The organism is Lipingzhangella rawalii (assembly GCF_031628175.1).
Taxonomy (GTDB): domain Bacteria; phylum Actinomycetota; class Actinomycetes; order Streptosporangiales; family Streptosporangiaceae; genus Lipingzhangella_A; species Lipingzhangella_A rawalii.
The window spans coordinates 305,820-328,779 of the sequence record NZ_JAVLVT010000003.1; the positions used below are offsets into that span (position 1 = coordinate 305,820).

The 22,960-nt window shown below is 68.6% G+C and carries 16 protein-coding genes; 5 read left to right on the plus strand and 11 right to left on the minus strand.

Going from position 1 to position 22,960, the window contains the following annotated elements; translation table 11 throughout:
• Window positions 1-11: 11 nt before the first annotated feature.
• On the minus strand, window positions 12-803 hold the full coding sequence (locus tag RIF23_RS08190; RefSeq protein ID WP_310911802.1) for a class I SAM-dependent methyltransferase: 792 nt from the start codon (window positions 801-803) through the stop codon (window positions 12-14).
• 342 nt (window positions 804-1,145) lie between these two features.
• Here RIF23_RS08190 and RIF23_RS08195 point away from each other — a divergent pair, with 342 nt between their 5' ends.
• Window positions 1,146-2,408, plus strand: a complete 1,263-nt coding sequence (locus tag RIF23_RS08195; RefSeq protein ID WP_310911803.1) for an LCP family protein — start codon at window positions 1,146-1,148, stop codon at window positions 2,406-2,408.
• Window positions 2,409-2,483: 75 nt separating this feature from the next.
• On the opposite strand, the gene RIF23_RS08200 is transcribed toward RIF23_RS08195, so the two are convergent.
• Window positions 2,484-2,936, minus strand: a complete 453-nt coding sequence (locus RIF23_RS08200) for a hypothetical protein (protein ID WP_310911804.1) — start codon at window positions 2,934-2,936, stop codon at window positions 2,484-2,486.
• 952 nt (window positions 2,937-3,888) lie between these two features.
• Window positions 3,889-4,593, minus strand: coding sequence for a Crp/Fnr family transcriptional regulator (locus RIF23_RS08205; protein ID WP_310911805.1), 705 nt, complete (start codon window positions 4,591-4,593; stop codon window positions 3,889-3,891).
• 260 nt (window positions 4,594-4,853) lie between these two features.
• On the opposite strand from RIF23_RS08205, the gene RIF23_RS08210 reads away from it, so the two are divergent.
• On the plus strand, window positions 4,854-8,186 hold the full coding sequence (locus RIF23_RS08210; RefSeq protein ID WP_310911806.1) for an efflux RND transporter permease subunit: 3,333 nt from the start codon (window positions 4,854-4,856) through the stop codon (window positions 8,184-8,186).
• A 136-nt stretch (window positions 8,187-8,322) separates the two neighbouring features.
• On the plus strand, window positions 8,323-8,730 hold the full coding sequence (locus RIF23_RS08215) for a hypothetical protein (RefSeq protein WP_310911807.1): 408 nt from the start codon (window positions 8,323-8,325) through the stop codon (window positions 8,728-8,730).
• Window positions 8,731-8,864: 134 nt separating this feature from the next.
• Here RIF23_RS08215 and RIF23_RS08220 read toward each other — a convergent pair whose 3' ends face one another.
• The 5 genes from RIF23_RS08220 to RIF23_RS08240 form a co-directional block, all read right to left on the minus strand.
• The gene (locus tag RIF23_RS08220) at window positions 8,865-10,106 is read right to left on the minus strand and encodes a DUF418 domain-containing protein (protein ID WP_310911808.1); all 1,242 of its coding nucleotides are present in this window, start codon (window positions 10,104-10,106) and stop codon (window positions 8,865-8,867) included.
• A gap of 575 nt (window positions 10,107-10,681) precedes the next feature.
• Window positions 10,682-11,884 carry a winged helix-turn-helix domain-containing protein gene (locus RIF23_RS08225; protein WP_310911809.1) on the minus strand — a complete coding sequence of 401 codons (1,203 nt, stop codon included), beginning with the start codon at window positions 11,882-11,884 and terminating at the stop codon, window positions 10,682-10,684.
• A gap of 113 nt (window positions 11,885-11,997) precedes the next feature.
• Window positions 11,998-13,953 (minus strand): acyl-CoA dehydrogenase family protein, encoded by a 1,956-nt coding sequence (locus RIF23_RS08230; protein WP_310911810.1) that lies wholly within the window; start codon window positions 13,951-13,953, stop codon window positions 11,998-12,000.
• Between the two features lie 86 nt (window positions 13,954-14,039).
• Window positions 14,040-15,545 carry a sensor histidine kinase gene (locus tag RIF23_RS08235; RefSeq protein ID WP_310911811.1) on the minus strand — a complete coding sequence of 502 codons (1,506 nt, stop codon included), beginning with the start codon at window positions 15,543-15,545 and terminating at the stop codon, window positions 14,040-14,042.
• Window positions 15,545-16,282 (minus strand): response regulator transcription factor, encoded by a 738-nt coding sequence (locus RIF23_RS08240; RefSeq protein WP_310911812.1) that lies wholly within the window; start codon window positions 16,280-16,282, stop codon window positions 15,545-15,547. The genes RIF23_RS08235 and RIF23_RS08240 overlap by 1 nt, the downstream gene beginning before the upstream one ends.
• Before the next feature lie 593 nt (window positions 16,283-16,875).
• Here RIF23_RS08240 and RIF23_RS08245 point away from each other — a divergent pair.
• Window positions 16,876-17,673 (plus strand): exodeoxyribonuclease III, encoded by a 798-nt coding sequence (locus tag RIF23_RS08245; RefSeq protein WP_310911813.1) that lies wholly within the window; start codon window positions 16,876-16,878, stop codon window positions 17,671-17,673.
• A 136-nt stretch (window positions 17,674-17,809) separates the two neighbouring features.
• Complete coding sequence (locus tag RIF23_RS08250) at window positions 17,810-18,733, plus strand: ribokinase (protein WP_310912101.1); 924 nt, start codon at window positions 17,810-17,812, stop codon at window positions 18,731-18,733.
• Between the two features lie 10 nt (window positions 18,734-18,743).
• On the opposite strand, the gene RIF23_RS08255 is transcribed toward RIF23_RS08250, so the two are convergent.
• The 3 genes from RIF23_RS08255 to plsX form a co-directional block, all read right to left on the minus strand.
• Window positions 18,744-19,352: a YceI family protein gene (locus tag RIF23_RS08255; protein WP_310911814.1), complete on the minus strand. Its 609-nt coding sequence runs from the start codon at window positions 19,350-19,352 to the stop codon at window positions 18,744-18,746.
• Window positions 19,353-19,600: 248 nt separating this feature from the next.
• Window positions 19,601-21,358, minus strand: a complete 1,758-nt coding sequence (gene argS, locus RIF23_RS08260; protein WP_310911815.1) for an arginine--tRNA ligase — start codon at window positions 21,356-21,358, stop codon at window positions 19,601-19,603.
• Between the two features lie 117 nt (window positions 21,359-21,475).
• Window positions 21,476-22,594 carry a phosphate acyltransferase PlsX gene (gene plsX / locus RIF23_RS08265; RefSeq protein WP_310911816.1) on the minus strand — a complete coding sequence of 373 codons (1,119 nt, stop codon included), beginning with the start codon at window positions 22,592-22,594 and terminating at the stop codon, window positions 21,476-21,478.
• Between the last annotated feature and the right edge of the window lie 366 nt (window positions 22,595-22,960).

Here is a 22,960-nt window from a genome sequence, read left to right on the forward strand (position 1 = left end):
AGAAACACTCCCTAGCTCTCCTCCGGCTTCGGCTTGACGACTCTGATCTTGGACTGGCGATGCGGACGCTCTTCCCAGTCCTCCCGGAACTCGGCGTGGAAACCGAGCTCCTCGGCCAGGGACAACAGGGTCTCGGTGCGGAAGTAGTAGTCCTCCCGCAACACCTGGTACTCGGCTCCCGAGGTGCGGTTGAAGGTGAAGTCGAAGAAGCCCCCCGGCACCAGAACCCGGTGAATGTGGGTCAGGCACTCCCGCAGAACGTCCAGTGGGCAGTGCGAGAAGACACTGTGTGCGTGGGCGACCGTGAAATGCTCGCTGGGCAGGAACTCGAAGGTGAGGTCGGCGACCATGGTCAGGTACGGCATACGGTCCTGGAGGCCACGCTCGCTCAGGGTTCGCTGCGCGTGTACGAGGATGTCCGGCGAGATGTCCACCCCGTAGTAGTGGCCGGGCTCCAGGTATTCGATGAATCTCCACCCGGCCCGGAGATTGCCGCAGCCGATCTCGAGCATACGGTCCGACGGCGTGAGACCGTGCTCCACCAGATAGTCGAACTGCATCTGCCCCAGGGCGAGCCAACGTTCCTCACTCGCGCTGCCCACGGCTTTGTGTGGGCTGCGTGCAGCGTCGTCGGCCATGACGGCCCGGTAGTAGCTGACGTGGTCCCGATGCCGAAGACGCAGCATCGTATCCCGTGCCGTGCGGCGCAGATAGGGGTAGATCCGCCCCGGATTGCGTGCGGCATGGTGCAGTCTGCCCAGCAGACCACGCCGCCGCCGGTCGGTCTCGTGCTGAGAGTTCATCTCGACCATGCTAGACCACCGAGACACCGACTATGGAACCCTGTGTGATCACGAAACCACGGTTTCCGCGGACTCCGAGTTCCAGGCCTCCCGGCACCCTCGGCCGGTTCGGGATGTCACCGGCACGGGGCGCTGTCTCCGGGAAATCCGAATCCCATACAATTACATAGAGTAACTAAAATACTACGGAAGGTCGGACCCGGCGTTTGTCTCGATCGACCATCCGGGCGGCACGCGAGAAGGCGCAGTGATCACATGCCAGAGGCTCCGGGCGAAACACGCCCCACATCTTCCCCCGACACCCGCCGCGGCCACTGGAAGCGCTGGGCCGGGTGGGTCGCGGTGACACTCGGCGTCCTGCTGTTCGCCGGGGCGGCAGGACTCTACGGATACTACTGGAATCTGCGCTCGACCATGGACGCCCACGACCTGGAGGACACCCTAGCCGAGGAAGAACGGCCACCCAAGATCGGCGATGACGTCACGGTTCTCCTGATCGGATCGGACGGCAACGACGGTCACGACGGTCAGTACGGCGGCCAGGACTTCGAGGGAGAACGGGCGGACACGCTGCTTCTGGTACACATCTCTCCCGAGCGGGAGTCGGTCACCGCCGTCAACTTCCCGCGTGACTCCCTGGTCCAACTCCCCGAATGTGCCCCGTACGAGGACACCGAGGGAACCGCCGGCTACTACGGCATGATCAACGCATCGCTGTTCCACGGCGGCCCACCGTGTGTGGTCAAAACCATCGAAACACTCACCGATATCCGGGTTGACCACTTCGCCCACGTGGGATTCGCCGGCTTCGAGGACATGGTGGATGCGATCGGCGGGGTGGAAATGTGCCTGCCGGAGCCCGTTCAGGACGAGCGTGCGCACCTCGACCTCGATGCCGGTCTCCAGACTCTGGACGGCGCGGACGCCCTGTCCTTCGTACGCGCCCGCTATGAGATCGGAGATGGCGGGGACCAGGGGCGAATCGACCGGCAGCAGATGTTCCTGGCCGCGCTGGCCAACGAAGTCAGCGGAGGAGGCCTGCTGACCGAACCCAGCCAGATGGTGGCGCTGCTGGACGCGGTCTCCGAGCACACCAGCACCGACAGCGACCTTGGGCTGGACCGGATCCTGTCCATCGCCTCCACCCTGGCCGACGTCGACCTCAACGACATCGTCTTCTACACCGTTCCCAACTGGCAGGCCCCCAGCGACCCGAACCGGGTCGTCTGGAACGAGGATCTGGCCGAACCCCTGTTCCACGCGGTGGCACACGATCAACCCATCGACAGCGTGACCCGCGCCGACCTCGAAAACACCACGGACGGGGAACCGGACCCGGGGTCCAGCCCCACGTTCCCGCCCGATACGACGCCGGGGGCCGCTGCCACGCCCACTCCCTCCTACCCCGCACAGGAGGAGCCACACGATCCGCCGGAGGACACCGAGGACGGAGACGGCGACGGCGACGGCGAAGAAACAGTCATCGACGACACCGGCGACGCGATCGGCTACCGCGACGGAACCGCCAACCCCTGCACCGATGGCCTGGGCACCGGAACCGACGATGAACGCGAGAACGAGAACACCGACGCGGACGCGCGCTGACCACGGGCATGGCCGGCCCACCCCTGGCTGGGGTGGGCCGGCCAGCGCCCCTCTCCCTGATGGTTCGTAAAACCGCTAGCTGACGAGCGAGTCCGCGGCGGCGGCAACCGTCTCCTCGGTCACGGCCCCGGCCTCGTCGACCGCAGCGGACACGTCGGAGACCACGTCCTCCTCGTGCGCGTGCTGAGCCTCGACCGCGCCCGGCTCGGCCGGCAGGGTTTCGGCAGCCTCACTGTCCTGCACCACGCCGTCCACAAGGGCGTTGGCCTCGTCCAGCGTCTCGGTCACCTCGGAGGGCACTGCCTCGTCCGGCTGCGCCAACAGTTCTTGGTCGTAGCCCGTCGGGGCGTCCTGGTGCACGGCGTCAACGTCGGTTCCGGCACTGGCTGTGTTGCCAGCGGGCTCGGCGACATCGAGCAGCTCGGACAGTTCATCGAGCGAGCCATCCAGCAGCTCATTGTCGACGTCAGCGACGTCACCCAGGAGTTCGGTGAGCTCATCATCGGCGGCCCCCAACCCCGCGCCCATGGTTGGCCGCTGGGCCGGAAAGTGCGTCCCCCCGGGTAGCGGGATGCACCCCACGGGCACCGTTACCCCCACCGCTGGCCGTCGTGCGGGGGCAGTGTGTTCTCCGCCGGCGGTGGGAGGTCGCCACGGGCACCGCCGCCCCCACCGTTGGCCGTCGTGCGGGGGAGCGCCGCCAGGGCGCGACGCCGCCGGCGGCCGAGACGGCGCGTGCTCCTAACCACGCACCGCCACCAGCACCCTCCCCAGCCCTCCGGCCCGGCACAACGCCCCCAGCACACCCCGCACCCGCGCCCCACCGACCGCTGGGCCGGAGAGTGCGCTCCCTCGGGGTGCGGGGGACCGCCCGCGGCCCACAGCCGCCCCCACCGTTGGCCGTCGTGCGGGGGAGCGCCGCCAGGGCGCGACGCCGCCGGCGGCCGAGACGGTGCGCGCCCCTAGCCACGCACCGCCACCAGCACCCTCCCCAGCCCTCCGGCCCGGCACAACGCCCCCAGCACACCCCGCACCCGCGCCCCACCGACCGCTGGGCCGGAGTGTGTTCTCCCCCGGGTTGGGGGGGACCCCCCACGGCCACCACCGCCCCCACCGTTGGCCGTCGTGCGGGGAGCGCCCCCAGGGCGCGACGCCGCCGGCGGCCGAGACGACGCGCGCCCCTAACCACGCACCGCCACCACATCCCCGGACGAACCGGGCGCGAGGACGCCTCCAACCGTCCGACGGATAGTGACCGCGGGCCGGCCTCGGGACTGGTGACACCGGGGGAGCACCCCCACCACGGCCCACGGACGGATGCGGCTGCGTTCCCTCGGGCCTCCCACACACGGACCGGCACGCATCGGCGCAGCCAACAGCCCCCATGCGGCATCCGGGGAGAGTGCCCGGTTCCCAGCCCGCGCCCACCGGAGCGACCCGACCAGCACCGCAGCCCGCAGACACGCCAAAAAGGGGTGCCCTAGGCTACCCCGCTGGCCGAGGAGCGGTACCCGCCCTCGGCGAACACGGACAACGCATCCGGGTCCAGCACCATGATCCGGCCACGCCGGAGCCGAACCAGCCCGTGGTCGGCGATCTCCCCCAGCGCTTTCGTGGCGTGTTCCCGGGTGGTGCCCACCAGCGCTGCCAGCTGCTCATGCGTGAGCCGGATCGGCGCCAGGCGCCCCGGGCGCCGATCCGGGACGGCCAGGCTCACCAGGGTCCCCGCCGTGCGTTCGGCCACCGTCTTGCCGTAGGCGTCGGCGAGGCGCTGCTCCAGCTCCCCGATTCGCGCCCCGATCCGCTCGGCGATGCGGGTGGCGACGCGGGGATCGGCCAGAAGTAGCCGTTGCACATCGGTGCGGCTCATCAGGCACAGGGTTCCGTCCTGGAGGGACTCGGCCCAGGTGCCGGACATGTGCAGCCCCAGGAGGTCCATTTCCCCGAAGATCGTGCCCGGCCCCGCGATTCCCGTCGTGACGGTCCGCCCGTCCGGCAGGATTCGGTAGAGCCGCACCTGGCCACTCTTCACGATGTACAGGGTGGCCGCCCGCGTTCCCGGGGAGTACACGATCTCCCCGGAGCGCATCTCCTCCGCCGGTGCCTGCGCCCCGATCGCTTCCATCTCCGCTGGAGACAGGTCCGCAAAGAGTTCCACCTCGGACAGACACCACTGCTCGTCCACGGATCCTCCTCGCGCAACACTCCGGGATGTGCCCGGAGACGGGTACTCCCGCACCCCTGACTGGACTCGGGGTTTGCTCCACCCACGGTTTCGGCCCGTCTACATCGAAAGTATCCCCCTGCGGTGGGGGGGTGATCCACCCAAAGTTGTCCCCAAGTCGAGCCTGTGGGTGGACGTCCCGGAAGGCCCGTACTCGCGAGAATGACCGCGAACGTGCACCCCTTTGCCCCTGAACTCCGGGAGAACAGGATGACCCCCCAATGACCGCGCTGAGCAGACTCAGTTTGACGAACCGACTACTGGCGGCGCTGATCACGGTTCTGGTGATCGCGACCGGGATCATCGCGACCCTGTCGATCCGCCAGGAGCTGATGCCCGACCTCGAGATGCCCCAGGCTATGGTCAGCGTCTCCGCGCCGGGTAGCTCCCCCGAAGTCATGGAGCAGGAGGTGGTCGTCCCGCTTGAGACCGCCGTGCAGCAGGTGGATGACGTCGAGCAGGTGGAAGCCACCGCCACCAACGGCATGGCCATGCTCTTCGTTCTGATCGACTTCGACGCCGACGCTGACGCCGCCGTCGACGAGGTGCAGCAGGCGGTGGCCGCGGAGTCCGGAACGCTTCCTGACAACGCCGAGACCGAGGTCATGACCGGCGGCAACGAGGACATCCCCGTGCTGTCGTTGGCGGCGTCCGCCGACGAGGACGAGGGAACCCTCTCCACCAACGTTCAGGAGCATGTGCTCCCCGAACTGGAGGGACTGCCCGGCGTACGCGACGTGCAGCTCTTCGGGCAGCGGGAAGAACTCGTGGAGATCGATCCGGATGAGGACGAGCTTGAGGAACACGGGCTCAGCACTGCCGACATTACCCAGGCGCTCCAGGACACCGCGACCATCCTGCCCGGCGGGTCACTGACCGAGGATGGACAACGCGCGCTGTCCGTGGACGTGACCCGGGAACTGGCTGACCTCGACGACCTCGCCGACGTGCACCTCATGCCGGCGACGGCTGCGGGGCCGGCAGAGCTGGCGGGTCCCGAAGCAGCACCGGACGGTGGCCCCGAGCCGGTCCGGCTGGGGGAGGTCGCCGACATTGACTGGGTCACCGAGGACGAGTCCACACTCAGTCGCGTCAACGGTGCGGAGGCGATGAGCCTCATCGTCTACAAGGACCAGGACGCCAACACGGTGGAGGTCGCCGAGGAGATCCGCACGGCCGTTCCCGACCTGGCCGACGACCTGGGCGACGACGGGGAACTCCTGGTTGTCCTGGACACCGCCCCCTTCATTGAGGACTCCATCGACGGTCTGGTGGAGAAGGGGCTCGCCGGTCTGGTGATCGCGATCGCGCTGATCCTGGCGTTCTTGCTGTCGGTGCGTACCACCATCGTCACGGCCGTCTCGATTCCACTGTCCCTGCTGATCGCGATGACCGCCCTCTGGTTCGGCGGATACACCCTGAACATCATGACCCTGGCCGCCCTCACCGTGGCGATCGGCCGGGTCGTGGACGACTCCATCGTCGTGTTGGAGAACGTCAAACGACACCTCAGCTACGGCGGCGAGCGCATGGCCGCCATCCTTGCCGGTGTCCGGGAGGTTGCCGGCGCCATCACCGCCTCCACCCTCACCACGGTCGCCGTGTTCCTGCCGGTGGGGCTTCTCGGCGGAATGATCGGCGAGATGTTCCGCCCCTTCGGGATAACGATCGCCGTGGCCCTGCTGGCCTCCCTGCTCGTGTCCCTCACCATCATCCCGGTGCTGGCCTACTGGTTCGTGCGCTCCACACCGGTGCCACCGCAGGACCAAGAACGGGTGCGGCGGGAGATCCAGGAGCGCGAGCGCCGGTCCTGGATGCAGCGCGCCTACGTTCCCGTTCTGCGTTCCGCCACGGTGCGTGGCGGCGGGCTGGTACCCACCTGGCGGCGGTGGACCACCCTCGCGGCGGGCCTGCTCGTCTTCGTCGTCACGATTGGCCTCGCCACCGGGCTCCGGTTCACCTTCCTGGAAGATGATGACCAGAACCAGCTCATCGTCCAGCAGGAGCTCCAGGCGGCCACGGCCATGGAGGTCACCGACGATCGGGCCCGCGACGTCGAGGAGCTGCTCGACGGGATGGACGAGGTGCGTTCCTACGAGACCACAGTTGGCGGCGACGGAATGGGTGGGGTCCGGGAGAACCAGGCCTCCTACTTCGTGATCATCGACCCGGAGGCGGACATTCCCGCTGTGCGGCAGGACCTGGAGGAGCGGCTCGAGGGCTTGGAGGATGCCGGAGAACTCGACGTCGCCACCATGATGGGTGGCCCCGCCGGTGGGGAGGCCGACCTCGGGGTGCAGGTACTGGCCTCCGACGGCGCCGATCTGGAGGAGGGAACGCAACGGGTCAGCGCGATGTTGGAGGACGTCGACGGACTCGGCGAGATCAGCAGTGACCTCGCCGAGGAGGAGCCCGGGATCGAGGTCCGGCCCCGTGAGGAGGAGGCCGCCGAACATGGCCTGAGCGTCGCGGACATCTCGCAGGCGGCCAGCGCGTCCTTCGACGGGCAGCCGGTCGGGACCAGCCAGATCGGCGGGAGCGAACGGTCCCTGGTCCTGGCCAACAGCCAGACCGCCCCGCAGTCGCTGGAGGAGTTGCGCGAGATCGAGATCCCGACGGCGACGGGGACCGTGGAGCTCGACGAGGTTGCCGTCGTCGAGGAGGTTGAGCGGCCGGTGGAGATCGTCCGGAGTGACGGCGAGCGCAGTGTCACCGTGAGTGCGGTACCCGAGGGCGCGGACCTGGGCGCGGTCACGGCGGAGGTCACCACCGAGCTGGACCAGCTGGAGCTGCCTGCGGGCGTGACCGCACAGCTCGCCGGCCAGGCGGACGACCTGGCCGAGGCGCAGGAGGACATGCTGCTGGCGATGCTGGCATCGATCGCCCTGGTTTTCCTGATCATGGTGGCGACCTTCCGCAGTCTCGCCCAGCCCCTGATCCTGCTGGTATCCGTGCCGTTCGCGGCCACCGGAGCTATCGCGGCGCTGCTGGTCACCGACACGGCGATGAGCATGCCCGCAATGATCGGGCTGCTGATGCTGATCGGGATCGTGGTCACGAACGCGATCGTGCTCATCGACCTGATCAACCAGTACCGCGAGCGCGGAATGCCGCTCCAGGAGGCTGTCATCGAGGGTGGGCGCCAGCGGTTGCGACCCATCATCATGACGGCTCTCGCCACCGTCGGTGCCCTGGTTCCGATGGCACTGGGGCTGGGCACCGGAAGCGTGTTCGTCGCACAGTCCCTGGCGCTGGTCGTGATCGGCGGCCTGGTCACCTCCACGGTGCTGACCCTGCTCATCCTCCCCGCGCTGTACATGATGCTGGAGGAAGGCAAGGAACGGCGGGCCGAGCGTCGTGCCCGGCGCCGTGCTCGCCGCCGGGGCGAGCCCGCCGTTGACGGGGCCGGCGACCCTGATCCGGGGGATGGATCCGACGGCGGCCCGGGCGACAGTCCCGGAGACGGGCCGGGAGAGGATCGCCGCGGCCCCGCTTCGGACCGGGATTCCGGATCGGGCGGTGGCCAGTCCGATCTGGAGCCGGCAGGACACTGACGACCCACATCCAGTGCGTGGGGGCCGTGGGCGGCGGCCCCCACGCGCGTGGGTCCGGCCATGCTCTGTGCCACTGTTGTGTCAGATCGTGCTGCGGGTAGTAACAACGGCGGATCGTGTCGAGGAAGGGACGGCCATGCAGGACCATCCAGCGGGAGCCTCCGGAGCGGAACCCGAGCACCCCTCTGAATGGGAGAGCCGTGGGGGCACCCGAGGGGAGATGCTGTCTACATCCGAGGTGGCCGCCAGCTTGTCCGCGTCACGGGAACTGGGGCGGGAGTACGACCGTGAGGTCGCCGAGGCACTAACGGAACGACTGGATGAGATCATCAGCGCCCGCATCACGGAGCAGCTGGAGGCACGTTCGGCGGGATCGCCGCGACGCGACCCACCGATAGCTGTGCCAATCACTACCGGGATCGTCGCCATCCCGCTGGCCCAGATGGGACTGGATGCCGCGGGAGGCACCGGGATGGCGGTCGCCGGCGTGCTGCTGTTGCTGCTCAATGTGATCTACTTCTGGTTCTGGAGCCGTAGCCGCTGACCTGCCGGTCGCGGAGTCGGTCGTGCTGAATCACGGAGATTCCGGGGTCGAGCGAGTCCACGATCGGTCCCGTCACGGGCGGCTGGGGCAGCCCAGTGCGACTGCCGAGCATCGAGACAGGTGTGGCTCGGAGCTCAGGAATGCATTCTGGTAATACCTGCGCGGTAGGTCAGGCGGCGCAGCACCACCTCGGCGGGCCCACGACGCTCCTGACGTTCCAGAACATAGGCGCCGACCACTGTCAATGCCCATATCGCGACAGCGACCAAGGTCATTCCGGCGCTGTTCAGATGGGCGCCGACACCCAGCCCCCAGGCCGCGAGTAGCGGCGCCGCGATAACCGACTGGGCCAGATAGCAGGAAAGGGAGCGTTTGCCGACTGCGGTCAACGCAGTGGTGATGGTGGCGCGTTCGCGGATCCGCTGGGCGATGAGGCCGAAGAGTGCGACGTACCCCAGGCCACAGGCCAGCCCGGTCAGGGGGTGCGTCGTCGAGAACACCCACATGGTGTTCTCTGGCCCCTGCCACTGGCCCGTATGCGCGAGGGCGTGCGGCAGGCCACCCAGCCATCCGATTGTGATGCCACCGATCGCCACGGTCCGGAGGAGAGGCTGATGGTCACGGGCATCCTCCAAAATCCTTCGGTTCGCTGCCCAGAAGGCCAGTAGGATCGCAATCGGGGCACTTAGGGATAGCAGTCCCGTGACCAGTACGGCAGTAGGCCAGATCGACGCGCGGAACACAACGGAGGACAGGTAATTCGGATCTTCTACGGTCTGTTCGAGAATCCGCAGGTAGGCGTCGAATATCGCGAATCCCTCCGCGGTCTGACCGGTACTCGTGCGGTAGGCGACCCATATGCTGAATACGGCAGAAACGGTAAGCAACGCCATGCCCAGCGCAGCCCACACCAGTTGTGTGCGGCCGGACCGACGCAGGAACAGCCACGCAAGGACAAGTCCGGACAGGGCGTATGCGCCCAGAATGTCCCCAGCGAACAACAGAGCAGCGTGAAAGAATCCGAACACGAACAGCCACAGGTTCCGACGGCGCAGCGCGCGACGGGCGGCCTGTTCGGAAACTCCCTTCTCCTGTTGACGCCGAAGCATCTGTACCATGCCATATCCGAACAGAAATGCGAACATGGGGTAGACGCGCATGTCGACCGTGGTTATTACGACACCCTGCACGACCAGATCCAGCGTTGACCCCTCGGTGGGGTGAAAATTCGTCCCAGACGCGTCTCGACCCAACAGGTATATTGGTGCGTTGGCAATGGAGATCAGTAGCAACATCAATCCGCGGGCGAGATCGGGTGCGATCTCTCGTTGAGTTTCTGGTTTCGGCCCCAATTCGTTCCGAGTTTCCGATGTCATGATCAACTCTTCTTGGTTGGGTTTGTGTGGCGAATATCTTATGGTAGGGGTTGTCTGGAGTAGTGTGATCCTTCGTGAGTTGGATTCGATCTCCTCCGCACGGATGGAACGACGAGAGTCCTAGCGCACGTCCAGAGCAAATATGGTCTGTCCGGGGCCGCGCGCCGAACGCAGAGTTCGAATCGACGTTGGATGCCACACAAGTGCGGAAACCGTGTTCTGGGTGGCTCGTTCACTGGCGGATATGCGACGTGGCGATTCCTACTCAGAAGCCGCTACCGCTGGCGTCGTCCGATCGCGAACGCCGGACGCTGAGAGGCTGAACGAACGCAGACGGCCGGCCAGACGCTCGCGCTGCGCCCGAGGACCGGGCTGACCTGCGCCCAGGGCCGCCGCAACACGCGGATAGCCGAGGAACTGGGGGAGGTCGCGGGCAACCCACCGATTGCGTTACCACGACAGGTAGACACCGACACGTGGCTCCACCCGCGCGCCGAGATCGGCCTTCGACTCACCCACGCCCCCGCAGGGTGCGATCCCGCGACAGACCGCACGCCAAGACCTTCAGTGACCTGCTAAGCGTGGTGCACCGAATCCAGCCCCAGCCAGTCCGCAAGCTGCTTCAATTCGGCCGCGAGTTCGGCCTTCGTATCCGGCGGTGCATCCGCTTCGACGGTGGTGCGACGCACCAGGAGCCGCCCGGTGTGGCGGTCCGCCTTGAGATCCACCCGGGCCACCAGGCGCTGTCCCAGCAGGAACGGCAGCACATAGTAGCCGTGCACCCGTTTGGGGGCGGGGACATAGATTTCCAGGCGGTAGCGGAAGTCGAACAGGGCCTCGGTGCGGCTGCGCTCCCAGATCAGGGAGTCGAACGGGCTGAGCAGGGCACGCGCCGACACCGAACGGGGGATCCGCGCCTCGTGGTGCAGATAGGCGGGGCGACGCCAGCCCTCGACCCGGACCGGGACGAGCTCCCCGGAGTCCACCAGCTCGTGCACCGCCGCGCGTGCCTCCGCGGCACCCATCCGGAAGTAGTCGCGCAGGCACGGCTCGGTTCCTACGCCATGCGCCCGGGCCGCGATCCGGATCAGTTCCCGACGCGCCTCGGCCGGGTCCGGGTCCGGTGCCTCGTGCACCTCGGGTGGCAACACGCGTTCTGGTAGGTCGAATCGGCGCTCGAACTGGGTCGTGCGTCCGGCCGCACTGAGCCGCCCACACCAGAACAGGTACTCCAACACCCGCTTGACCGCGGACCAGTTCCACCCCCAATGGTCCGTGGGCCGTTCCGTTCCGCGCGCCAGGGCCCGTTCCACCTCGCGAGCGGTCATCGGCCCGTTCTCCGCCACTTCCGCGTGGGCTGCCTCCACCAGTCCGGGATGCTCCACAGCGGACTCTCGTACATGCCGCCACGCCTCAGCGTCGGCCCGCCGCATGCGCCAGCGCAACAGCCGGTGGGTGCTCGGGGGCAGCAGGCTGGCCTCGTGGCCCCAGTACTCCACCAGCTGCGGTCGCGGCCCCCGGGTGGCCCGGTCCAGGAGCTGTGGGGCATAGGGCCCCAACCGTGCGTACACGGGGAGGTAGTGACTTCGGGCGAGGACGTTCACGCTGTCGATCTGGAGGAGTCCCACCCGGTCTAGGACGCGGCGGAGGTGGCGCGGCCCCACGGCTCCCCGGGGGCGGGCCTGGGCGAAACCCTGGGCGGCCAAGGCGATCCGCTGGGCCTGGCCACGGGAGAGGGTGGCGTCCTGGCGTGGGTGCACTCCGTGGGGATCGTACATAAGTACGAATCTACCAGGGTGGTGCGTGGTGTTCTCGGGAGTTGCGCTGTCGAGGCACGGATGCGGGGTGGCGGACCCGCATCCGTGCCCACTGTTCGGGACTGGTCCCGGGGTCAGTCCGAGCGCGGCACGGTGCGCCGCACGTTCTCGGCCTGGGATGGTCCCGGCTCCGCCGGACCGATCAGGGGACCGGGAATCGAGGGGTCCACGATGCCCTCTTCCAGCCACGTGTAGCGGTCGTCCATGGCGCGCCGGGCCAGTTTCCCGTCCAGCGAGTCCGTGTTCTCCCACAGGGAGGTGAACAGGGACTCGGCGCGCAGCTGGGCCTGCTGGCAGAAGGCGTCGGCCAGCTCCTGGGAACCGCGGGCCCGCTGCGGGTGCAACTCCGCGTCACTACGGGCGCGCGAGCATGCGGCGCTGATCGCGAACAGTTCGGCGCCGATGTCGACGATGCGCGCGAGGAAACCCTGCTTGTGTTCCAGCCGGCCCTGCCACCGGGACATGCCGTAGAAGGTGGCCCGGGCCAGTCGACGGCTGGCCCGCTCGGCGTAGCGCAGGTGGGGGGCCAGCGGCCCGAACTCGGTGAAACTCGTCGGGAGTTGACCAGAGCCCACCACGAGCCCGGGAAGCCACCGGGCGTAGAACTTGCTGGCCCGCACCAGGGCCTGGGCGCGGCGTGCCCGGTCGGCCTCGGGGTCGATGATGTCGCCGGCCACGGCCAGGTGGGCGTCAACGGCCTCCCGGGCGATGAACAGGTGCATGATTTCGGTCGAACCTTCGAAGATCCGGTTGATCCGCAGATCCCGGGCAAGCTGTTCGGCGGGAATGCCTCGCTCGCCGCGGGCGGCCAGGGAGTCGGCGGTTTCGTAGCCGCGGCCGCCGCGGAGCTGCACCAGCTCGTCGGCGACCCGGTCCGCCAGCTCGGAGGCGTACAGTTTCGCGATCGCCGCCTCGATCCGGATGTCGTTGCGTTCGTCGTCGGCGAGCTGGCTGGCCAGGTCCAGCATCGCCTCCAGGCCGTAGGCGGTGGCGGTGATGAAGGAGATCTTGCGGGAGACCTCCTCGTGCTTGCCGACGGCCTTGCCCCACTGCACCCGGGCGCGTCCCCACTCGCGGGCGATCTTGCTGGCCCATTTGGCCGCCCCGACGCAGGAGGCGGGCAGGGACAGTCGGCCGGTGTTCAGAGTGGACAGGGCGATCTTCAGGCCCTGACCCTCGCGGCCGATCATGTTCTCCGCGGGAACCCGAACCTGGTGGAACCGGGTGACACCGTTCTCCAGCCCGTGGAGTCCCATGAAGCGGTTGCGGCGTTCCACCGTGATTCCCGGGGTGTCCCCGTCCACCACGAACGCGGTGATCCCGCCGCGGTGTCCCTCGCTCTGCGGTACGCGGGCCATGACCACCAGCAGGTCCCCCAGGACGCCGTTGGTGGTCCACAGCTTCACCCCGTCCAGGAGGTAGGCCGAGCCATCCTCGGTGGGGACCGCGGTCGCGTGCAGCCGGGCCGGATCACTGCCCACATCCGGTTCGGTGAGGAGGAAGGCACTGATGTCGGTCGTGGCGCAGCGGGGGAGGAACCGCTGTTTCTGCTCCTCGGTGCCGAACAGTTTCAACGGTTGGGGAACGCCGATGGACTGGTGCGCCGACAGCAGGGCCCCCAGGGCCGGTGAGGCCGAACCGGCCAGGGTCAGCGCCTTGTTGTAGTACAGCTGGCTCAGCCCCAGCCCTCCGTACTTCTTGGGGATCTTCATGCCCAGGGCGCCGAGGTCCATCAGCCCGCGCAGCACCTCGTCGGGGATGCGTTCCTCGTCCTCGATGCGTTGGGAGTCGATGTCCGCGCAGAAAGTGCGCAGCCGCTCCAGGAACGCCTCCCCTTCGGCTGTCGTGTGGTCGTCGGGGCGAGGATAGGGGTGGATCAGGTCCATACGCAGGCGACCGAGGTACAGTTCTTTACCGAAGCTGGGACGCTGCCATTCGGTTTCCCGGGCGGCCTCGGCCACCTGCCGGGCCTGCCGCTCGTCCACCTGCTGCGGGTCCGGGGTCGTCGCTTCTGGTTTCGACGTGGTCATTCTCACCTCGCACGCGTGGTCTCTGCGGTGGCCCCAGCCCTACCCGGTGGTAGCGCAGCTACGCCTGCACAGCGGCCACGGATGCGTCACTGTGCCTCCGGCGGAGTCGGGGACTCCGTGTCCAGCGGCGGTTGTGCACTGCGTGGATGTCGCGGCAACCGGACCGTGACCGTTGTTCCGGAACCCGGGGTGGAGTCGAGCCGCACGTCCCCGCCGTGAGCCGTTGCGCTCGCCCAGACGATCGCGAGACCGAGTCCGCTACCGCCTCCCGGGGCGCGTTGCCCGCGATGGAAGCGGTCGAAGGCGCGGGCGACATCGTCGGCGGGCATCCCGGGGCCGGTGTCGCTCACCTCCAGCGCGACAACGGAATCGCGGGGCTGATCCGGGCTGGCCTCGTCGTCCCGCGCCCCCCACTCGGAGGGTTCGGGCTCCTCGCGCACCTCGATGGCGACGCGGCATTCGGGCGGGGTGTGTTCCCGTACGTTGGCGAGCAGGTTCGCCAGGATCTGCCGGAATCGGGTCTCGTCCACCTCCCAGGTCAGCTGCGGTGGGGCGTGGAGGTCCACCACCCGCTGAGGCTCCACCGCACGGGCATCCGCAGCCATGTCCCGCACGATCGCCGCGAGGTCACACTCCCGGGGGTGGAGGGAACTGCCCTGGTCCAGGCGTGCCAACTCCAGGAGTTCGTTGACGAGCCGCGACATGCGCTCCGCCTCGGCTTCGATACGTCCGATGGTCTCGGGGACGTCGCCGGGGCCCACCGCCCCCTGTCGGTACAGCTCCGCGTATCCACGGATTGAGGTGAGCGGGGTGCGGAGCTCATGTGAGGCGTCGGCCGCAAAGGCGCGGATGCGTTCCTCGGAGGCCCGCTGGGCATGGAACGCCCGCTCCAGCCGGCCCAGCATGGTGTTGATGGCCTGGGCGAGCCGGCCCACCTCGCTGTCGGACTCCGCGGTGGGCATACGTGCCCCCAGATCCGAGCCCGTGCCGATGCGGTTGGCGGTGCTGGCCATGCGGTCCAGTGGTTCCAGGCCGCGGGTGATGAGCCAGCGCCCGGCCAGGGTCAGCCCGGTCAGCAGCACCACCGCCGTGCCCAGTTGCGTCCATACGAGCTGTTGGGTGAACACCTCCCGTTCGTCGGTGGGGACACCGCTGATGACCAGGGAATCGTCCCGTCTGCGAATCGTGGCCCGGTGCGGCGGGACCGTGCTCTGGCCCTCGTCGAGTTCGAATATCTCGCGGGTTTGGGCGTACCGGCGCAGGTCCTGGATGGGGACCTCGGCGATCCGTTCCAAAACGACGTCTTCCCGCTCGGCATCCCCGAAGATGCGATCCACGTCTCCGGTGCTGGGATTGACGAGCACGACGAAGTACGGGGAGGGGCTGGGCGCGTCCACCCCGACCGGGGGAGTGCCCTGATCGAGCCGTGCCATGGCTCGCTCGGCGGTCAGCTCCAGCTGGTCGTCCAGCTGGGTGGTGACGAAGGCCCGGAGGGTCAGAAAACTCACCAGTAGGGTGACGAGCAGGCCGGTCGCGGTCACGACCAGCAGCCCGATCAGCAGTCGGGCACGCAGGGATCTGCGCCCGGACATCAACGTCGCTCGTCGGGTGACCGGAGCATGTAGCCCACCCCCCGTTGGGTGTGGATCAGTGGGGGGCCCAGCGGGTCCAGCTTACGTCGCAGATAGCTGACGTAGGTCTCCACGATCTGGGACTGGCCGGCGTAGTCCCAGCCCCACACGTTCTCCAGAAGCTGGGTTCTGGTCAGTACCCGGCCCGCATTGGCCATGAGGTAGGCCAGCAGTCGAAACTCTGTGGGCGAGAGCTCCAGGGGGGTTCCGCCACGCCGTACGGTCCAGGACCGTTCGTCCAACTCCAGGTCGGCGACCCGCAGTGCAACGTCGGTCTCCTTGCTGTTCGCCCCCACTCCGCCCGAGCCCCGATAGGCACGCCGCAGCAGCGCCCGCACCCGTGCCACGAGTGCCTCCACCGAGAATGGTTTGGTGACGTAGTCGTCACCGCCCAGGGACAGTCCGGTGACGGTGTCGGAGGGCGTGTCCCTGGCGGTCAGGTAGATCACCGGAACGTGGTTGTGCTCCGCCCGAAGCTGGCGACACACGTCGAAGCCGTTGATGTCGGGGAGGAGCACGTCGAGAACGATCAGGTCCGGCGACTGGGCGCGTGCCTGGGTGAGCCCGGCGCTGCCCGTGGCTGCCGTCGTGACGTCGAACCCGTGGAAGCGCAGAGCGGCCTGGACCAGGTCCCGGATGTTGGGCTCGTCGTCGACGACGAGGACGTGTGGCTGCCCGACGGTGTCACGGTCACTCATGGGACTGGATGTCTCGATTCTGGCCTGCGCCTGGACCCTCTCCCATGATGCCGCAGAGCAGAACGCGTATGAATGTGACTCAGGTCACAGACTCGATCCAGGGGAGGCGCGATGCGCGCCGTGCTCGCGCTCCCCCGGAGCCGCCGGACAGCCACCTCCGTCCGTCCGGCACCGAGTCCAGCGTCCGTGTCGCCCGGGCGGACCGGACCAGGACACCCGGGCGACCCCTCAGACGCACAGCTCCCCAGGAGGTCGTGCAGACACCGTCCCAAAAGGCTGCCGATCGTCATGAAAACTCCTCAACCTGGGACAGAGCATGGTTCCGGCTGAGAATTCGCTGAGACTCCGACAACGAATCGCTGGGTGGGCAGTGACCGCGGCGTGCCGTGTGGTGGAGCGGTGCCGATACCCGCACACATCGGAGTGAACCCGGGAGCGTTCCCACACATCCAACAGAAGGCGGATGCCGACGACGGTGGAGACGGGCCGTTGTCGGTTGGTTGGTCCCTGGGGCGGAGGACGGCCGCCCCAGGGACCAACCGGCCCGTCGCGTTGGCTCGCTCCCCGATCACGGTGACGGATAGCCTTGCGGTGTGCGACTGGCGACATGGAACGTGAACAGTGTGCGCGCTCGCTCCGAGCGCATCGCGGCCTGGCTCACCCGCAGCGAGGTCGACGTCCTGGCGATCCAGGAAACCAAGTGCCGGCAGGACCAGTTCCCCACCGAGGTGTTCACCGAGCTGGGCTACACCGTGGCCCACCACGGCCACTCCCAGTGGAACGGGGTGGCGATCGCCTCCCGCGTCGGCCTGGAGGAGGTCCGTCGAGACTTTCCCGGCCAGCCCACCTGGAAAGACGAGGACCAGCCCGAGGCCCGGGCGATCGGCGCCCGGTGCGGTGGGGTGGACGTCTGGAGTCTCTACGTCCCCAACGGTCGCGAGCTGGACGACCCTCACTACGTCTATAAGCTGGACTGGCTCGCCGCCCTACGAACGGCCGGCACCGCCTGGCTGGAGGAGGATCCCGCGGCACGGATCGCGCTGTGCGGTGACTTCAACGTCGCCCCCGAGGACACCGACGTCTGGGACATGGCCGAATTCGAGGGCAGCACGCACGTGTCACCGGCGGAACGCGACGCTTTCGCAGCCCTGGTGGAGGCGGGATTCACCGACACGGTGCGTCCCTTCGCCCCGGGGCCGGGGGTTTACACCTACTGGGACTACAAGGGGCTGGCCTTTCCGAAGCGCAAGGGCATGCGCATCGACTTCGTGTTGGCATCTCCCGCCCTGGCCGCGCAGGTCGCCGACGGCCGTATCGACCGGGAGGAACGCAAGGGCAAGGGACCTTCGGACCATGCCCCGGTCATCGTGGACCTGAGCACCTCCGGCTGAGCCAGCGCCCCGCGGCCGGCCGCGGGGCGCTGGCTGTGCCCGGACCCTGCCGGGTTCGCGCATACCCCACCGACGACGTCTGAGGGCGAACGTAGTGACACGACAGGCACAGACCGAGACGGCTTCCGCGCGGATCATGGTGGTCGGCAGCGTCAACATGGACCTCGTGGCCTACATGACCGCGGCCCCGGCGCCCGGCGAAACGGTTGCCGGACGGGAGTTTCGCACCGTGCCCGGGGGCAAGGGCGCCAACCAGGCGATCGCGGCGGCTCGGGCGGGAGCCGAGGTCACCTTCGTGGGGGCCGTCGGTGACGACGTCTTCGCTGATGAGCTGGGACGGAGTCTCACCGCGAGCGGCTGCGACACCTCGCGCCTGCGACGGGTTCCCGGAGCCTCGGGGGTGGCCCACATTCGGGTGGCCGACAGCGGTGAGAACTCGATTGTGGTGGTGCCCGGTGCCAACGCGAGCGTGCGGGACCTCGACGCTACGGACACGGCACTGCTGGCCGGCCAGGATGCGCTTCTGCTCCAGCTGGAACTGCCCGTCTCCGGCGTGATCTCCGCCGCCCGCGCGGCCCGGGAGGCTGGGGTGGCCACGATCCTCACCCCAGCACCGGTGGCCCACCTGCCCGCGGAGCTTCTCACCTCGGTGGACCTGCTGGTGCCCAACCAGCACGAGGCCGCGGCCATAACCGGGGAGAGTGATCCGCGTCGCGCCGCACCGGCGCTCCTGGAGCACGTTCCCGCCGCACTGATCACCCGCGGCACCGAGGGGGCCCTGCTGGCCCGGCGGGGCAGTACGACAGTGGAGGTACCGGCGGCGGAGCCGCCAGCCCCCGTGGTGGACACGACCGGCGCCGGCGACGTCTTCTGTGCCGCATTCGCCGTGGCCCAGGCGGAGCGGGGCCGCGATGCCCACGCGCACGGGGAACACGGGGAGAACACCACCGCTGCCGAGGCCCTGCGTTTCGCCGCGGCCGCGGCGGCGCTCTGTGTGACCCGGGAGGGAGCCAGCAGCTCGCTCCCGTGGCGCGATGAGATCGACCGGAGCGTCGTCTGACCGCGCCGCGCTATTCGTGCCCGAGTTCGCGCAGCACCTCGGTCGGATCCTGGTTCTGGAGTCGCGCCTCCAGCACGATGTCCACCACGTCACCCACGAGGCGCCCTCCCCAGGGGACCTCGCCGCCGTCACCGACCCCGAAGTCGGACAGGCGGATGCTGCTGTTGGCGGTGAAGAAGTGACCGTGAGCCTGACCGTAGCGCAGATAGTCGGGCGCGTCGCCCACCCAGCGGCCCGTCAGCACGATCTCGTTGGTAACCCCGTGAATGGTGAGGTCGCCGGTGAGGCGGAACCCGGTGCGGGTGCCGTCACGCGCGATTCTCCGGCTTACGAACCTGAGTTCCGGATGGGTGGCCACGTCGAGAAAATCTGGGGAACGCAGATGGTGGTCCCGGGCTGCCACCCCCGTGTTGATACTGCTGGCATCCAGGGTCACGTCCACCCGCGCCTGGAGCGGATCCGAGGGAACCTGGACCTGCCCGCGAGCCCGGCCGAACGTTCCCTGGACCCGCCCGAAGGCCAGGTAACGGGCAACGAAGATCAGGCTGGAGTGCATCGGATCCAGGTGCCACGTTCCCGGTCCGGGGCCCAGTTCCACCAGGCCGGGAGTGTCGGACATGTGTTGTTCCTCGTTGGTCTCGGTACCGCTCGTGCTGGTGCCCATGGCCTAATGCCCCCTCATCCATCGGCCGCCGGATCACGCCTGTGACCTGCCAGGGTAGAAGGTCCCCCTTCGCGTGACGCGGGTCGGCCCCCGTCCGCCGGTGCCAACCGGCGGGTGGCCCCCTCCCACGCGTCGGATCCCGCGGTGCGGCCACCAGGGTCGGGCCGCCCGGCGGGTGGCAGGAGGTGTCGGGGTGCCCCCGGCTACATCTGGGCCGGGGCCCGCACCCCGAGCAGTGCCAGCCCCTGCACCAGGACACGCTCGGTCAGCGCGGTCAGGGCCAGCCGCGAGTCCCGCTGCGCGGCGTCCTCGGCACGCAGGACCGGGCACTCCTCGTAGAAGGTCGTGAACGCCTGCGCCAGCCCGAACAGGTAGCTGCACAGGCGGTGCGGTTGCAGTGTGCTCCCCACCTCGGCCACGGTCGGCCCGAACTCCAGCAGGGCCAACGCCAGAGCCCGCTCGGAAGCCGCACCCAGGGCCACCGGGGCCGCAATCGCGTCGGTTCCGGCCTGTGAGGGTGGGGTGAATCCGCCCTTGCGGAAGATGGACCGGATGCGGGCCACCGCGTACTGGAGATAGGGGCCGGTGTTGCCGTTGAGGGCCAGCATCCGGTCGAAGTCGAAGACGTACTCGCTGTCGTGGGACACCGCGAGGTCGGCGTACTTGACGGCCCCGATGCCGACGTCCCGGGCGATCTCGGCGCGGGTGTCCTCGTCCAGCTCGGGCCGGGTCTCCGCCACGACCTTGCCCGCCCGCTCGATAGCCTCGTCCAACAGGGTCATCAGCCGGATCGGTTCGCCACTGCGCGTGCGCAGGATCTTGCCGTCAGAACCGAGAACGTTACCGATCTGCACATGGATCGGCTCCACGCTGTCGTCCGGCGGCAGCCACCCCGCCGCCCGCGCCGTGTCGAACACCATACGCAGGTGCAGCGACTGGGCCGCGCCCACCACGTAGAGGATCCGGTCTGCTGCCAGTTGCTCGATCCGGTACTTCAGGGTGGCCAGATCCGTGGTCGCGTACCCGTAGCCACCATCACTCTTGCGGATGATCAGCGGAACGGGCCGGCCCTCACGGCCGGTGTGGCCCTCCAGGAAGACACACAGGGCCCCGTCACTGATCTCGGCGATCCCACTGTTCTCCAGCTCCGCACACACCCCGGCCAACCGGTCGTTGTAGGTGCTCTCCCCAGCAAGGTCCTCGTTGGTGAGGGTGACGTCGAGCTTGCGGTACACCTTGTTGAAGTAGGTCGTGGACAGGTCCACCAGCGTGCGCCAGTAGTGCAGGGTGTCCGGGTCGCCGCCCTGCATCGCCACGACACGCTCCCGGGCCCGCCCCGCGAAGTCCTCGTCGGCGTCGAACTTGGCGCGGGCCGCCTGATAGAAGGCGTTCGGGTCGCTCTCCAGCTGGTGTGCCTGGGCGGAGTCCGCCCCCACGTCCAAGAGGTGCTCGATGAGCATGCCGAACGGGGTGCCCCAGTCCCCCACATGGTTCTGGCGGATCACGTGGTGTCCGAGGAACTCCAGGGTCCGGGCGAGCGCGTCCCCCACCACCGTGGTGCGCAGGTGCCCGACGTGCATCTCCTTGGCGACGTTCGGCGCCGAGTAGTCGATCGGGATGCGCTGGGCCTCCTGCGGGAGGACCCCCAGCCCCGGATCATCCAGCAGACGCGTGGTCTCCGCGGCGATCCAGTCGTCGCTGAGGGTCAGGTTGACGAAGCCCGGGCCGCTGATCTCCACCTCTTGGCAGATGTCCGCCACGTCCAGGGCAGCGACGATGTCCGTGGCCACCTCACGCGGATTCCGGCCGAGCTTCTTGGCCAGTGCCAGGGCAGCGTTGGCCTGGAAGTCGGCGAACTGGGACGGGCGGATGACCGGGTCGGCGTCGCTGTACTCGGTGCCGAGGGCGGCGCCGAGGGCAGCCTGGACCCGGTGGGTGAGGACTGACTGCGGATCGGGCATGTGCAAAGCCTACCGAGGATCACGCCCGGTCCTGGACTTGCGCCCGGCCGGCCGCGGGGCCTCGGCCTGGCCGAATTCCGCGTTCCGCGGTCGCGTCCGGTTCATCCCGTCACCCCGTCACTCCGGGGTGGCGCGTCGTTGACGTCGCGTCGCGCTGCGCCCGGCCGCATGCACGCGTTGGCGCACCTGGTCCACGATGCGCCCCTGCACCAGATCGCCGGCCAGGGCGCAGGCCCGTGCCACACCCTGGGCGTGGCTCGCCCCGTGCGCAAGCACGACCGTGCCGTTCAGCCCCAACAGGATCGCCCCGCCGTAGGTCTCGGAGTTCATCCGTTCGCGCAGCTCCCGCAGTGGGCCGCGTTGGAGCACCGTGCCGAGCCGCGCCATGCGGGTGCCGCCGAGAGCCGCACTCATCTGTGCGAAGGCGAACTGGACCGCGCCCTCGACGGACTTCAGCGCGACGTTACCGGTGAAGCCGTCGGTGACGACGACGTCGACCTCCCCGGACAGCAGGTCGCTGCCCTCGATATTGCCACGGAAGTCGAGGGCTGGTGGACCCTCGGCGGTGGCGGCGAGCAGTTCCGCGGCTTTACGCGCCAGGCGGTTGCCCTTTCCGGGCTCCGAACCAATGGTGAGAATACCCACGCGGGGTTCGGTGATTCCGTGTGCGGTGTGCGCGTAGGCCGCACCGAGATGCGCGAACTGCACCAGCATCTCCGGTTTGGCGTCGGCGTTGGCGCCGGCGTCCAGCAACACGGTGGGGGTGGGCTGGGTCGGCAACACCACTGCCAGCGCCGGACGGAGCACTCCGGACTGGGTTCGCAGCCGTACCGTGGACGTGGCGACCACGCCTCCCGTGGATCCAGCCGACACCAGGGCACCCACCTCCCCCTGACGGACGAGCTTGCACCCCACGGCCACACTGGATCGGGGGCGCCGCCAGCTCGCCAGGGCCCCCTCGTGCATGGCCAGGATGTCCTCGGCGTGGACCACGGTCACCTCGGACGTCGCATCGTCCTCGGCCAGCAGGGACAGCAGTTCGGGGGAGCGGCCCACCAGGGTGATCCGTGTCCCCGTCTCGCGGGCCGCCTGGACGGCCCCGCGGACCACCTCCCGCGGAGCGTAGTCCCCGCCCATGGCGTCGACCGCGATGCCCGAGGGGCGGCGTGGGGCCGGGCGTCGACCGCCGGCCGGGCCCGCCGAGGTCGAGGGTGACGCAGACGCAGACGCAGACACTGACGGCGACACTGCGTTCGGGGCGCGCTGCACGCTGGCCAACGGTGCTCCTAACCGGGAATTCGGGCAGGTGGTCCAGGCGGTTCCGGCTCGTGGACAACCGCAGCGTCAGCGTATGCAACCACCGTGACCTCTGCGGGCGGCACACCGGGATGGCCCGAAACCCGCACGGTCCCGGATCGGTCCGGGCGTGTCCCGTGGCGCAGACGGGAACAAGGGGAGGAAAAAGGGAAGGATGTGGATCTTCGGGAGGATACGGAGGATACCGTGCGCTGCGGATGCAACACGTCACCTGGTATCGGATCCCGCAAGATCGGGTATCGCACGTATGCGCAGATGACGCACAATGCCGGGGGTAGTCCGGAC

What these genes read in the sequence shown, in the direction of transcription:
- RIF23_RS08190 (WP_310911802.1), bottom strand. Translation starts at nt 803, where the DNA reads ATGAACTCTCAGCACGAGACCGACCGGCGGCGGCGTGGTCTGCTGGGC.
- RIF23_RS08200 (WP_310911804.1), bottom strand. Translation starts at nt 2,936, where the DNA reads ATGGGCGCGGGGTTGGGGGCCGCCGATGATGAGCTCACCGAACTCCTG.
- RIF23_RS08210 (WP_310911806.1), top strand. Translation starts at nt 4,854, where the DNA reads ATGACCGCGCTGAGCAGACTCAGTTTGACGAACCGACTACTGGCGGCG.
- RIF23_RS08215 (WP_310911807.1), top strand. Translation starts at nt 8,323, where the DNA reads ATGCAGGACCATCCAGCGGGAGCCTCCGGAGCGGAACCCGAGCACCCC.
- RIF23_RS08220 (WP_310911808.1), bottom strand. Translation starts at nt 10,106, where the DNA reads ATGACATCGGAAACTCGGAACGAATTGGGGCCGAAACCAGAAACTCAA.
- RIF23_RS08225 (WP_310911809.1), bottom strand. Translation starts at nt 11,884, where the DNA reads ATGTACGATCCCCACGGAGTGCACCCACGCCAGGACGCCACCCTCTCC.
- RIF23_RS08230 (WP_310911810.1), bottom strand. Translation starts at nt 13,953, where the DNA reads ATGACCACGTCGAAACCAGAAGCGACGACCCCGGACCCGCAGCAGGTG.
- RIF23_RS08235 (WP_310911811.1), bottom strand. Translation starts at nt 15,545, where the DNA reads ATGTCCGGGCGCAGATCCCTGCGTGCCCGACTGCTGATCGGGCTGCTG.
- RIF23_RS08240 (WP_310911812.1), bottom strand. Translation starts at nt 16,282, where the DNA reads ATGAGTGACCGTGACACCGTCGGGCAGCCACACGTCCTCGTCGTCGAC.
- RIF23_RS08250 (WP_310912101.1), top strand. Translation starts at nt 17,810, where the DNA reads ATGGTGGTCGGCAGCGTCAACATGGACCTCGTGGCCTACATGACCGCG.
- RIF23_RS08255 (WP_310911814.1), bottom strand. Translation starts at nt 19,352, where the DNA reads ATGTCCGACACTCCCGGCCTGGTGGAACTGGGCCCCGGACCGGGAACG.
- argS (WP_310911815.1), bottom strand. Translation starts at nt 21,358, where the DNA reads ATGCCCGATCCGCAGTCAGTCCTCACCCACCGGGTCCAGGCTGCCCTC.